This is a genomic window from Saccharopolyspora mangrovi (assembly GCF_035320975.1).
GTDB classification, from domain to species: Bacteria; Actinomycetota; Actinomycetes; order Mycobacteriales; family Pseudonocardiaceae; genus Saccharopolyspora; species Saccharopolyspora mangrovi.
The window spans coordinates 59,642-72,736 of the sequence record NZ_JAWLNX010000029.1 but is presented as its reverse complement, the minus strand read 5'-3'; the positions used below and the strand labels follow the sequence as shown (position 1 = coordinate 72,736).

The window sequence follows — 13,095 nt, the reverse complement described above, 5'->3', positions numbered from 1 at the left end:
CCGCCGCCAATGCCTCGCCCGAGTTGGCACACGAACGGGACGCGACATCGCCCGGCCGGCCCAAGGCCGAGATCACCGCTGGTGCACGGTGCGCCCGTCAACCATCGTCAGGTCCACCCCGCAGGACGCGATCTCCTCCGGTGGCAACGAGAACGGGTCGGTGTCCAGCACCACCAGGTCGGCCGCCTTGCCCACTTCGACGGTCCCGGTGTGCTGCTCGACGTGGTTCACCCACGCCGAACCGATCGTGCACGCCGCCAGCGCGTCGACCAGCTGCAAGGACTCCTCCGGTCCGAGGGGATCGTCCGCACCGGGCTCGCAGCGGTTGACCGCCACGTGCGCGCCGAGCATCGGATCGGCCTCCGACACCGGCCAGTCGCTGCCGGCCGCCAGCACCGCTCCCGCCGCGCGCAGCGAGCGGAACGGGTACTGCCGGGAAGCCCGGGTGTGCCCGAGCCGGGGCACCGTCAGCTCGGTCATCGCGGGGTCGTTGACCGCCCACCGGGGCTGGATCGTCGCGGCCACCCCCAGCTCGTGGAACCGCGGGACATCGCCCGGGTGGACCACCTGGACGTGCGCGATCTGGTGCCGCAGCTCGCGACCGCCCGCCGCCACCGCGTCCAGGGCGTCGCGCACCGCGCGGTCGCCGACGGCGTGGAAGTGCAGCTGGAAGCCCTCGGCGGCCAGCAGCGGCACCACCTCCGCCAGCACCGCCGGGGACACGAACGACAAGCCGCTGCCCTCGTGCCCCAGGTAGGGCAGCCGCAGCGCGGCGGTGGCGTTCTCGCACACCCCGTCCTGCATGATCTTCACCGTTTCGGCCCGGAAACGCCGTCCCCGCGCCCGCTTGCGGCGTTCCAGCAGGTCCGGGATCTGCTCCGGGCCCCGATCGCGGTCCCACCACAGGGCGCCGCGCACCTTGCCGGTCAGCAACCCGCGGTCGTCGGCGGCCAGGTAGGTCGACAGCAGGTCGTGGTAGCCGAGGTAGGGGCCGACGATCGCGTCGTGCCAGGAGGTCACCCCGCGCGCGTGCAGGTGCCGCTGCCCCTCGGCCAGCGCGTCGAGGTACTGCTGCGAATCGGCGGCCGGGAGCACGTGCTCCACCAGGCGGGTCGCGCCCTCGTGCAGGGTTCCGTCCGGGCGGCCGGCCGGATCGCGCTCGATGCGCCCGTCCGGCGGATCGGGCGTGTGCCGGTCGATGCCCGCCAGCCGCAGCGCCACCGAGTTCACCCACGCCCCGTGGTGGTCGCGGTTGACCAGGTAGGCCGGCCGGTCGCCGGTCACCGAGTCCAGCGCCCGGCGGGTCGGCGTCCCACCCGGGAACTGCGCCACGTCCCAACCCCCGCCCAGCAGCCACGGCGCATCCGGGTGGGCGGTGAGGTGCTCGGCGATCAGCCGCAGGCAGTCAGCCCCGTCGGTGGCCTGCGACAGGTCGCAGCGCAACCGCAGCATCCCGCCGAAAACCGGGTGCACGTGGGCGTCGTGGAACCCGGGCAGCAGGAGGCGACCGCGCAGCGGAACGACCTCGGTGCGGCGACGGATCCGCTCGCGCACCGCCTGGTTGCCCACGGCTGCGATCCGGCCGTCGCGCACCAGCACCGCATCGGTGAACGAGCGCGCGGCGTTCATGGTGGCCACCGGGCCGTCCACGAAGGCCACCTCATCAGCCATGAGCTGATTCTCGCAGGCCGGGCGCCCCAGCGGACCGGCCAGTTCCGCCGAACCGACCGGTCGAACAGGACGAACGGCTTAGGAGCGTTCGCCCGTGATCACCGAGACCGCCAGCTCGCGCTGCGGTTCGGTGACCTCCGGGAGCTGGAAACCCCGCGCGCGGATGTGGTTGAGCAGCTCCGGCTCCGGCGCCACGCCGTGCTGGCGCAGGTAGTAGCCCACCGCGCCCGGCCAGATCCAGCTGCCGTCGGTGTGGAAGGTCATCGGCACCGACGCCGTGCGCTGCGGGTCGAGCCGGTCGTTGTCGTAGCTGCGCGCGGCCAGCACCACCGGAGCCGTCTCCAGGTACTCGGCGACCCGGTCGGCCTCCGCGCGGCCGATCTCGGCGCGTTCGGTGATCGGGTTGCCGCGGTCGTCGAAGACCTCGGCGGTGCGCAGCGACGGCGCCGCCGATGCCGGTTCGGCCGGGCTGCCGGACAGCCACTGCGGCGTCGCTTCGGCCGGGCGCGGGTACGACCGATGCTCCTCGGCGTAGGCCGAAGGCGGGGGAGGGGACTGCCAGTCGGGTTCGCGGTCGCCGTTGAAGTCCACCGCGTAGCTCCCGGGCCGCTGCAGCCGGTACACCGCGCTGACCCAGGCCCCCCGGTCCGGCTGGTACATGCCGTTCCGCAGCCGTCCGAACAGGTCGGCGACCTCGGACGGGGTGGCGAGCGGGATGGCGCTGCCGTTGGGCGCGATCAACCGGCTCACGGTCTCGACGTGACCGCCGATCGCGCGGTACTCCGTCGTGGACTCCTGCCACCCGGGCGGCAGCGCGCGCACGATCACCCGGCCGATCTCCTGGATCAGCTGTTGCTGCGTGGCCTCGTCCAGCGATCCCGGCGGCTCAGGTTGACTCATGACTCCCATCCTTCCAGTCGTGCAGCGGGGCGGTGCACGCCATTCCCCGATCTCGAACCCGTCTCATTCGTTCCGGAATGACGGATTTAGAGCCGGGGGTGAAGGCATCACGAGCGCCTTCGAACAGAAGCTTAGAACCAACGCGGCTCCGGCGGGGGCAGGTGAGTTGATCTCGTTACGCAGCAACCGGATACGCCCGTTTTACCTCCCGTCATGCAACCGTTCCGACGTCGTAACGGTTGTCCGAACCGACGATTGTTGACAATCTCACTTCCCCGCCCTTAGCTTCGAGCTATTCGGGCGGACGCGGGAGGTGGTTCTTGTGCGAACCGAGTTCGACCACCTCCCGCGTCCGGCCCGGTCTGTGGACCCTCTCCCCGAGACCACGCACATCCAGTTAGCAGACATCTGATCGGGCTTCGACGAAGACCAGGGCGGATATCCGCCCTATCTCGTCGTAGCCCGATCGCGTTACTCGTCTCGTATGCGCTCTGAAAGGAGGTATCGCCCATGGGACTCGTCGGCGGCGAACCGCTCATGAAGGTGACCTGGACGGATCCGGTCACCGGCTGCAACGGCTTCCTGGTCGTGCACAGCCTGGTGTCGGGACTCGCCACAGGCGGGACCAGGATGCGTGCCGGTTGCACGATGGAAGAAGTCGAGCACCTGGCTCGTGGCATGGCCCGCAAGACCGCTGTGTTCGAGTTGCCCGTGGGCGGTGCCAAGGGCGGCATCGACTGCGACCCGAAGGACCCGCAGGCCAAGGGCGTGCTCCGGCGCTACCTCCAGGCGATGCGTCCGTGGCTGGACGCGCACTGGGTGACCGCCGAGGACCTCGGCGTGCCCCAGCACCTGATCGACGAGGCGTTCGAGGAGCTGGGGATGCACCAGTCCTACCACGCCGCGATCCGCCGCTCCCCGGACGTCGAGCGCACGCTGCGCCGGGTCCGCGCCGGGCTCAACGCGCCGGTGCCGGGCGGGCTGCTGCTGGGCGACGTGGTCGGCGGCTACGGCGTCGCGCAGTGCTGCCTGGGAGTGGTCCACGCCCGCGACTGGGCCCACCAGGAAACCACCGTCGCGGTGCAGGGCGTGGGCACGATGGGCGGCGGCGCCGCCTTCTACCTGCACGAGGCGGGGCTGAAGGTGGTCGCGATGGCCGATGCGGCCGGAACCCTCTACCACCCGGACGGCTTGGACGTCCCGGCTCTGCTGGAGGCCCGAGACCGCTTCGGCGAGATCGACCGCGACCAGGTGCCGGCCGGTGTCGAGCTGCTGCCGCGCGAGGCGGTGCTCTCGCAGGAGGTCGACGTGCTGATCCCGGCCGCGGTGTCCTTCGCCATCGGCACCGACCAGGTGCCGGAGGTGGCCGCGCGGGTGATCGTCGAGGCGGCCAACAACCCGGTGACGCCCGAAGCGGAGGAGCTGCTGTCCACCCGGGGGATCCCGGTCATCCCGGACTTCGTGGCCAACGCCGGCGCCGCGGCGTGGGCCTGGTGGCTGCTGCTGGGCCGCGTCGACGCCGACCCGGTGCTGTCCTTCCAGGTGCTGCGCGAGGAGATGCTCGCCAAGATCCCGCTGCTGCTGGCGGCGTGGGACACCGAGGGGCACACCCCGCGCGACGCTGCGCTGATGCTGGCCGAGCAGCGCACCGAGCAGAACAGGGCCGCCGAGGAGAGCGGGCAGGCGCTGCTGAGCATCCCGTGACGACGCTGCGCGGTCCCCGGGTCACCCGGCCCGGGGACCGCGACGGCCCAGTTGTTTGAAACTCGAAAAGTCCTGTGGCGGACCGGATACGGTCTCATGTTGACCGCCTGCGATCAACGTGTGACAACGCGCAACCGCGGTGCTAGCGTGACCTGTGGTTGCGGTTTTGGTCCTTGCAGTACTGGGAAAGTGCCTGCCAGAACGCAGGCGCTTTTTTTGTGCCGTGGTGCCTGGCTCCGCGCGCTGCCGGTGATCAGCTCTGTCAACCAGGGGTCTGCGCAGTGTTGACCCCGGCTAGCAGAAACGGGAGAACAAGGAATGGCTAGCGGTACGGTCAAGTGGTTCAACGCCGAGAAGGGCTACGGGTTCATCACCCCGGACGGCGGTGGAGCTGACGTCTTCGCCCACTACTCCGCCATCGACGCCACCGGTTTCCGCACGCTGGAGGAGAACCAGCGAGTGGAGTTCGAGATCGCCCAGGGGCCCAAGGGTCCGCAGGCGGCGGGTATCCGCACGGTCTGATCTTCGTCTGGACGGGTGGCGGGTCGTGTCCGCCGGCCCGCCGCTCGTCGCAGATGATCTTCCTCTCGCCGATCACCGGCGAGTTTCACCCGATGGGGCAAGGGATCCCGGGGTAGCCTCGGGGCTCGCTGACGTTTGACCAGATGCGAGGTTTCGGGGAATGCCCCTGCGTGTGGTTGTCGCCGGTGCGACCGGTGTGGTCGGGAAGACCCTGCTTCCGCTGCTGCGGGAGCGCGGTCATCACGTGACGGCGCTGGCGCGCAGAGTCGACCGGCTGGAAGGGCCGACCGTCGACGAGGTCGTCGCGGCCGACCTGCTCGATCCCGATGCGCTGCGGATACAGCTGCGCCGCGCCGCGCCCGACGTCGTCATCGACGAGACGTCGGCCTTCAGCGCCGCCGATCCGCAGGAGGCGTTGCGCCGCACCGCGAAACTCCGCGAGCGCGGCACCAAGAACCTGCTCGACGCCGCCGTTTCGGCCGGTGCCCGGCGGTTCATCGCCCAGGGCATGACCGCCGCCTACCGCCCGCACGGTCACGACGTGCTCGACGAGGACTCGCCGCTGTGGATCGACGCGCCCGGCAGCTGGGGCGAGATGGTCCGGGCGCTGGCCTCCGCGGAGGAGGAGCTGTTCACCCGCTCCGGCATCGAAGGCGTGTCGCTGCGCTACGGCGCCCTGTACGGCCCGGACACCCAGTACGCGCCCGGCGGTGACGTGCACGCGCGCGTGGTCGGCAGCGAGCTGCCGCTGGTCGGAGACGGCGTCGGTCTCACCTCCTTCACCCACGTGGAGGATGCCGCAGGGGTGATCCTGGAAGTGCTCGAAGGCGGTGACCCGGGCGCGTTCAACGTGGTCGACAACGAACCCGCCGAGGCCAGTGAATGGCTGCCCGCCTACGCCCGGCTCGCCGACGCCCCCGCCCCGGTCACGCTGACCACCGAGCAGGCCAAGTCCCAGCTGGACTGGTTGACCGTGCACCAGCTCACCGAGCAGCGCGGCGCGACCAACTTCCGCCTCCGCGAGACCCTCGGCTGGAAGCCCACCTGGCCGAGCTGGCGCGAGGGCTTCGCCTCGATGTTCGGCCTCTGGCCCTCCTGAGGTTCATCGCCCGAAGACGGCGTCGTGGAGGAGCTCGACCGGGTGCCTGGCCTCGCGGCCGGTGCCGTGGGCGACCTGCTGGCGGCAGGAGACCCCGGTGGCCGCGACGGCGGCGTCCGGCGACCCGTCGATGGCGGGGAACAGGCGCTGCCCGCCGATGCGCATCGACACCTCGTAGTGCTCGGTCTCGAAGCCGAACGAACCGGCCATGCCGCAGCAGCCGGCGTCGAGCTCGTCCACCTCGGAGAGGTACCGCAGCAGCCGGGCCGACGACGCCGTTCCCAGCACGGCCTTCTGGTGGCAGTGACCGTGGAACAGCACCTTCTCCGGTCCCGGACCTGGCTTCAGCGCGCCGTCGTCGAGGGCTTCCACCAGCAGGTCCTCGACCAGGCTCGCGCTGCCTGCCACCCGTGAGTCGCCCAGCAGCTTCGGGTGCTCGTCGCGCAGCGTCGACACGCACGAGGGCTCGCACCCCACGACCCGCGCCCCGCGCTCGGCTTCCGGCGCGAGCTCGGCCACCAGCTTCCCGGCGACCTTCTTCGCCTGGGGGAGAAGGCCTTTGGAGATCTGCGGACGCGCGCAGCACACCTGCGCCTCGACCCGCACCTGCCAGCCCGCGTGCTCCAGCAGCCGGATCGCCGCCCGCCCGATGGCGGGTTCGGTGTGGCTGGTGAACGAATCCACCAGGAACACCACATCACCCCGCTCGCCCGGGGTGATGCCGGGCGCCGTCGGGGTCGCCGGCCGGGAGCGGTTCCAGCGCAGCAGGTCGTCGCGGCGGAACGCGGGCAGCGGGCGCCGGCTGTCGATGCCGGCGACCTTCTGCAGCAGCGCCCGCACCGGCTTCCGGGCGGCGAGCGCGTTGCTCAGCGGCGCGACCATCGCGCCCAGCCGGTAGAGCCGCCGGGTGGCGCCGAAGATCCGGCTGCGCAGATCGGTCCCGTGCTGCTCGTGGTGCTGGGCCAGGGCTTCGCTCTTGAGCGTGGCCATGTCCACCGACATCGGGCATTCGTGCTGGCAGGCCTTGCACTCCAGGCACAGGTCCAGCACCTCCTTGAGCCGCTCGCCGCCCAGCGCCGCGCGCGGGTCGGGCTCCGACAGCGCCAGCACGAGGGCGTTGGCGCGGCCGCGGGTGGAGTGCTCCTCGTCGCGAGTGGCCATGAACGACGGGCACATCGCCCCGCCGGAGGTCTCGGGCTTGCGGCAGGCGCCGATGCGCTGGCAGCGCTCGGCCTCGCCGCGCATCCCGCCGTAGCGGGTGAAGTCGAAGTGCGTCTCCAGCGGTGCGGCCACCGGGATCGTGGGCTCGCGCAGGTTCTCGGTCATCGGCGGCGCGTCGACGATCTTGCCGGGGTTCATGATGCCGTCCGGGTCGAACAGCGCCTTGACCTCGCGCATCGCCTCGTAGACGGTGTCGCCGAAGATCTTGCGGTTGAACTCGCTGCGCGCGTACCCGTCGCCGTGCTCGCTGGAGTTCACCCCGCCGTAGGACAGCGCGAGGTCGCAGACCTCCTCGGCGACCTGGCGCATGGTGGCGACCTGGTCGGGGCGGGTGAGGTCCATGAACGGCCGCACGTGCAGGCACCCGGCCGAGGCGTGCCCGTAGAACCCGGCGCGCAACCCGTGGTTGTCGAGGATCTTGGCGAACCGCGCGGTGTACTCGGCGAGGTGCTCCGGCGGCACCGCGGTGTCCTCGACGAACGCCACCGAGCGCTCGGTGGAGCGCCCCGCGGCCATCAGCAGTCCGAGACCGGACTTGCGCAGCGCGCGCAGCGGTGCGAGCTCGGCGTCGGTGGCCGCCAGCCGGGTCGCGTATCCGTGCCCCTCGGCGCGCCAGGCCGCCACGAGCGCTTCGGCCCCCGCGCGGGCCTCCTCGACGGTGTCGCCGTAGAACTCGGCGAACATCAGCGCGCGCGGATCTCCTTCCAGCGCGCCGAAGAGGTGCTCGTGCTGCGGGGACTTGCGGGCGAGGTCGAGGATGAAGTTGTCCACCATCTCGATCCCGGCGGCCCCGGTGCGCATCGCCGCGTCGGTGCCGGCGATGCAGGCGGCGGTGGAGTCGAAGTGCCCGACGACCATCACGGTCGCCTTCGGCTTCGGCACGAGCCGCACCACCGCTTCGGTGACGGTGACCAGCGTCCCCTCGGCGCCGACGACGAACTTGGCCAGGTCGAACGGTCCCTCGGCCAACCGGTCCAGCCGGTACCCGCCTGCCCGCCGCCAGAACTGCTGGGTCTGCTCGGCCAGTCCCGGGCGGGCGGCCTCGACGATCTCCGGCAGCCGCCGGTGGATCCGGCCCTCCAGGGTGTCCGAAGTGGACTTCGCGGCGAGCTCGGACGCCGAGAGCTCGCCCAGCGACACCGGTGTGCCGTCGGAGAGCACGACCTCCAGCCGCTCCACGTGGTCGATGGTCATGCCGTAGCGGGCCGAGCGGGAACCGCAGGAGTTGTTGCCGATCATGCCGCCGAGCGTGGCCCGGTTGCTGGTGGAGGTGTCCGGCGCGAAGAACAACCCGTGCTCGCCTGCGGCGAGGTTCAGCTCGTCCTGCACGAGTCCGGGTTGCACCCGCGCCACCCGGCGCTGCGGATCCAGCTCCAGGATCCGGTTCATGTGCTTGGAGAAGTCCAGCACCACGGCTTCGCCGACGGTCTGTCCACAGTGGCTCGTCCCGGCCCCGCGCGGCAGCACGGCGACGCCGGCCTGCCGGCACAACCGGACCGCGGTGGCGACGTCCTCGGCGTGACGCGGGAAGACGACCCCGACCGGCTGGACCCGGTACATGCTGGCGTCGGTGGAGTAGAGGTGGCGGGAGTAGTCGTCGAAGCGGACGTTTCCGTCCAGGTTCCGGGCCAGTTCGGCGGCGAGTCCAGCGGTGGCGGCGTTGCGCACTGCGATTCCTTCCAGCGTTTTCCGGCCGTTGTCACGGCGGTGACCAGCTAGAACTGTTGTCAAGGCGGAAGTGAGCCACTTGACATGATCGGCTTGCTGTCTACAGAATTCAACCCACCGAGACGTGGTTTTCACATGCCGGAAGAGCGTCCTCACCGTGGAGGATCGAATGTCCGTTGCCAGCAGCCGCCACTTCCTGCAGATCCCGGGCCCGACGAACGTTCCCGACCGGGTGCTGCACGCGATCGCCAACCCCACCATCGACCACCGGGGCCCCGACTTCGCCGACCTCGCCCTGGAGGTCTTCGACAAGCTCCGCGCCGTGGCACGCACTTCCGCCGACGTCGTGATCTACCCGTCCTCCGGAACGGGCGCGTGGGAAGCCGCCCTGGTCAACACGCTCTCACCGGGCGACGAGGTCCTGATGTACGAGACCGGGCACTTCGCCGAGCTGTGGTCCGAGCTGGCCACCACGCTCGGCCTGCGACCGGAGACGATCCCGGGCGACTGGCGCAGCGGCGTCGACCCGGACGCCATCGAGCAGCGGCTGCGCGCCGACACCCAGCACCGGATCAAAGCCGTGGCGGTGGTGCACAACGAGACCTCCACCGGAGTGGTCAGCGACGTGCCCGCCGTGCGCGCGGCCATCGACGCCGCCGGCCACCCCGCGCTGCTGCTGGTCGACACGATCTCCTCGCTGGGATCGATCGACTACCGGCACGACGAGTGGGGCGTGGACGTCACCATCAGCTGCTCGCAGAAGGGCCTGATGCTGCCGCCCGGCATCGGCCTCAACGTCATCAGCGCCAAGGCGCTGCTGGCAGCGCAGTCGGCGAAGCTCACCAAGGCCTACTGGGACTGGCAGCCGCTGCTCAGCGCCGGGAAGCAGGGCTACTTCCGCTACACCCCGCCCACCAACATGCTCTTCGGGATGCGCGAAGCGCTGTCGATGCTCCTCGAAGAGGGCCTGGACGAGGTCTGCGCGCGCCACGACCGGCACGCGGCGGCCACCCGAGCGGCAGTGCGCGCCTGGGGGCTCGAAGTGCTCTGCCGCGACCCGGGAACCACGCCCGGCACCGACCACAGCAGCGCGCTGACCGCGGTGCTGATGCCGCCCGAGCACGACGCCGACCGCCTGCGCGAGGTCATCCTGGAGCACTTCGACACCTCGCTGGGCGCGGGACTGTCCAAAGTGGCCAAGAAGGTCTTCCGCATCGGGCACCTCGGGGCGTTCAACGACGCCACCCTGCTCGGCACGCTCGGCGTCGTCGAAGCCGGGCTGGGGCTGGCCGGCGTCCCGCACGAACCGGGCGGGGTCACCGCCGCGATCGCCGAGCTGACCGGCAGATCGGGGGAGTGACCATGTCCCCCGAGCTGATCTCGATCCTGGCGCTGGTGGCCATCTTCGTCATCACCGGCGTGTTCTCGGTCAACATGGGAGCGCTGGCCTTCGCCGCCGCGTTCCTCGTCGGCACCCTCGCGGGCGGGATGAGCTCCGACGACATCCTCGCCGGGTTCCCCGGCGAGATCTTCATGGTGCTCGTCGGCGTCACCTACCTGTTCGCCATCGCCCGCGCCAACGGCACCATCGACTGGCTGGTGTACCGGTCCGTGCAGCTGGTGCGCGGCAGGCTCGCGCTCGTCCCGTGGGTGATGCTCGCGGTCTCGGCGCTGCTGACCGCCATCGGCGCGGTGCCGCCCGCAGCGGTGGCGATCATCGCCCCGGTGGCGATGGGGCTGGCTGCCAAGCACGGCATCAGCCCGCTGCTGATGTCGGTGATGGTCGTGCACGGCACGATGGTCGGCGGCTTCTCGCCGATCTCGGTGTTCGGCGTGATCGTCAACGGCGTCGTCGACGACAGCAAGCTCGACGGCAGCCCGCTGTTCCTGTTCTTCGCCAGCTTCGTGCTCAACCTGGTCTTCGCCGCCATCGCGTTCGTGCTGCTCGGCGGCCGCAAGACCGCGGAGAGCCCGGTGCCGGCGGACGTGCCCGGCGCGGCCCGCGACGACACCCTGCTGGCGCGGGTGGAGATGAGCCGCGACAAGGCGCTGACCCTGCTGGGCATCCTCACGATGGTCGTGCTGACCCTGTTCCTGGAACTGGACATCGGGCTGGTGGCGATCACCGTCGCCGTCGTGCTCGGCATCATCTCCCCGCAGGCCCACCGCGACGCCGTCAAGAACGTCACCTGGCCGACCGTGCTGCTGATCTGCGGTGTGCTCACCTACGTCAGCGTGTTGCAGGAGCTGGGCACGGTGGACTACGTCAGCCACGCCGTCAGCAGCATCGGCGTCCCGCTGCTCTCGGCGTTCCTGCTGTGCCTGATCGGCGCGGTGGTCTCGGCCTTCGCCTCCTCCACCGGACTGCTCGGCGCCCTGATCCCGCTGGCCGTGCCGTTGATGGCCGCCGGTCAGGTCGGCGTGGCGGGCATGGTCGCGGCCCTGGCGATCGCCTCCACGGTGGTCGACATCAGCCCGTTCTCCACCAGCGGCGCCATCATGCTCGCCAACTCCCGCGAGGCCGAGCGCGACTCCGTGTTCAAGGGCCTGGCCCTCTACGGCGGCGCGATGGTCGTCCTCGCCCCGGTCGTCGTCTGGTTCACCATGATCCTCCCCGGCATCAACTGATCGATCCACGTCCGATCCCGCCCACCGCACCCCGATTACTCCGGTAATCCGACCTCCGATTACCGGAGTAATCCGTGCCCACCCCGAAAACGGCCGCAATCGGGAACCCGAGAACGGCGGTATTCGGGGTTGCGCGACCGGGCGGGGTTGGGGGAGGAGGAAGAGGGGAGAAAATCACTCCGGGTGGGATCGGGGTGTTCGGCGGTCTAGATTCGCGGTGGTAGGCCCTGTGTTCGATGCCTGGAAGAGACGAGGCGATGATCTCCACCGACGCGCTGCGGGCGCTGCTGCCTGAAGGCCGTGTGTTCGACGACCCGGACGTGCTGGCCGCGCACAGCCGCGACCGCGCCACCTTCTGCCCGGCCGGAACCCCGGCCGCGCTCGTGCGGGCGCGCGAGACCAGCGACGTCGCGGCGGTGCTGAAGTGGGCCAACGACAACCGGGTGCCGGTGGTCCCGCAGGGTGCGCGCTCCGGCCTGTCCGGTGCCGCGAACGCGCTGGACGGCTGCGTGCTGCTGTCGTTGGAGAAGATGGACGCCATCCTCGACATCGACGTCGACGAGCAGCTGGCCGTGGTGCAGCCCGGCGTCGTCAACGGCGTGCTCGCCGCGGCCGTGGCCGAGGAGGGCCTGTTCTACCCGCCGGACCCGGGCTCGCGCAGCATCTCCACCATCGGCGGCAACGTCTCCACCAACGCCGGCGGCATGTGCTGCGTGAAGTACGGCGTGACCGGCGACTTCGTGCGCGGCCTGGAGGTCGTGCTGGCCGACGGGCGGGTGATGCGCACCGGTCGCCGCACCGCCAAGGGCGTCGCCGGGTACGACCTGACCCGGCTCATGGTCGGGGCCGAGGGCACCCTCGGCGTGGTCACCGAGGTGACCGTGGCGCTGCGCCCGGCCAGCGCCCAGCCGCTGACCGCCGTCGCGTTCTTCCCGGAGGTCGCCGACTCCGCCCGCACCGTCTCCGGCTACCTCGCCGAAGGGCACCGGCCGTCGGTGCTGGAGTTCATGGACGCCTCCTCGGTCAAGGCGGTCCAGCAGATCGCCGACCTCGGCTTCCCCGCGGGCATGGCCGCGATGCTGCTGGTGCAGTCCGACCGCGGCGACGAGGCCCCCGCCGACCTCGCGGCGTTCGAGAAGGTGGCCCGCGCGATGGGAGCGGCGGAGGTCGTGGTCTCCGACAGCGCCGCCGAGGGCGAGATGCTGATGCAGGCCCGCCGCCTGGTCGGCGACGCCCACGAGAAGCTCGGCAAGGCGCTGCTCATCGACGACGTCTGCGTCCCGCGCCGCCACCTCGTCGACCTGGTGCAGGGCATGCAGCGCATCGCCGAGCAGCACCGCGTGCAGGTGCTGTGCTCGGGTCACGCCGGTGACGGCAACATGCACCCGGTGGTGGCCTTCGACGACGGCGACGCCGAGGAGACCGTCCGCGCCCAGCAGGCCTTCGACGCGATCATGCAGCTCGGCCTGGACCTGGGCGGCACCATCACCGGCGAGCACGGCATCGGCCAGCTCAAGCGCGACTGGCTCGGCCGCGAACTCGACGAGGCCGGGCTGTGGGCGTCACGGGCGATCAAGCACGCCCTGGACCCCAACGACATCCTCAACCCCACCCGGGTCCTGCCCTGAGTCGGGGGGGGGGGGCCCCCCCCGCGCCGGGCCCGAGGCCGCCCGGCCGCGGGG

9 protein-coding genes are annotated in these 13,095 nt (G+C 71.1%); 6 read left to right on the top strand and 3 right to left on the bottom strand.

The features are described 5' to 3' along the window. Positions 1-72: 72 nt before the first annotated feature. On the bottom strand, positions 73-1,671 hold the full coding sequence (locus R4I43_RS29410; protein ID WP_324268954.1) for an amidohydrolase: 1,599 nt from the start codon (positions 1,669-1,671) through the stop codon (positions 73-75). A 78-nt stretch (positions 1,672-1,749) separates the two neighbouring features. Then, positions 1,750-2,571: a hypothetical protein gene (locus R4I43_RS29405; protein ID WP_324268953.1), complete on the bottom strand. Its 822-nt coding sequence runs from the start codon at positions 2,569-2,571 to the stop codon at positions 1,750-1,752. A gap of 510 nt (positions 2,572-3,081) precedes the next feature. On the opposite strand from R4I43_RS29405, the gene R4I43_RS29400 reads away from it, so the two are divergent. From R4I43_RS29400 to R4I43_RS29390, 3 genes are all read left to right on the top strand, one after another. After that, positions 3,082-4,275 (top strand): Glu/Leu/Phe/Val family dehydrogenase, encoded by a 1,194-nt coding sequence (locus tag R4I43_RS29400; protein WP_324268952.1) that lies wholly within the window; start codon positions 3,082-3,084, stop codon positions 4,273-4,275. A 318-nt stretch (positions 4,276-4,593) separates the two neighbouring features. Beyond that, entirely contained in the window at positions 4,594-4,797 is a 204-nt protein-coding gene (locus R4I43_RS29395; protein WP_093422519.1) for a cold-shock protein, read from the top strand. Between the two features lie 160 nt (positions 4,798-4,957). Beyond that, a complete protein-coding gene (locus R4I43_RS29390; protein WP_324268951.1) occupies positions 4,958-5,896 on the top strand; it encodes an NAD-dependent epimerase/dehydratase family protein in 939 nt (312 codons plus the stop codon). A 3-nt stretch (positions 5,897-5,899) separates the two neighbouring features. Here R4I43_RS29390 and R4I43_RS29385 read toward each other — a convergent pair whose 3' ends face one another. Next, on the bottom strand, positions 5,900-8,785 hold the full coding sequence (locus tag R4I43_RS29385) for an FAD-binding and (Fe-S)-binding domain-containing protein (protein WP_324268950.1): 2,886 nt from the start codon (positions 8,783-8,785) through the stop codon (positions 5,900-5,902). 169 nt (positions 8,786-8,954) lie between these two features. On the opposite strand from R4I43_RS29385, the gene R4I43_RS29380 reads away from it, so the two are divergent. The 3 genes from R4I43_RS29380 to R4I43_RS29370 all read left to right on the top strand — a co-directional run bounded on the left by R4I43_RS29380 (position 8,955) and on the right by R4I43_RS29370 (position 13,041). Then, on the top strand, positions 8,955-10,145 hold the full coding sequence (locus R4I43_RS29380) for a pyridoxal-phosphate-dependent aminotransferase family protein (RefSeq protein ID WP_324268949.1): 1,191 nt from the start codon (positions 8,955-8,957) through the stop codon (positions 10,143-10,145). Positions 10,146-10,147: 2 nt separating this feature from the next. Beyond that, positions 10,148-11,413 (top strand): SLC13 family permease, encoded by a 1,266-nt coding sequence (locus R4I43_RS29375; protein WP_324268948.1) that lies wholly within the window; start codon positions 10,148-10,150, stop codon positions 11,411-11,413. A 236-nt stretch (positions 11,414-11,649) separates the two neighbouring features. Continuing rightward, entirely contained in the window at positions 11,650-13,041 is a 1,392-nt protein-coding gene (locus R4I43_RS29370; RefSeq protein WP_407691336.1) for an FAD-binding oxidoreductase, read from the top strand. Positions 13,042-13,095 lie beyond the last annotated feature (54 nt).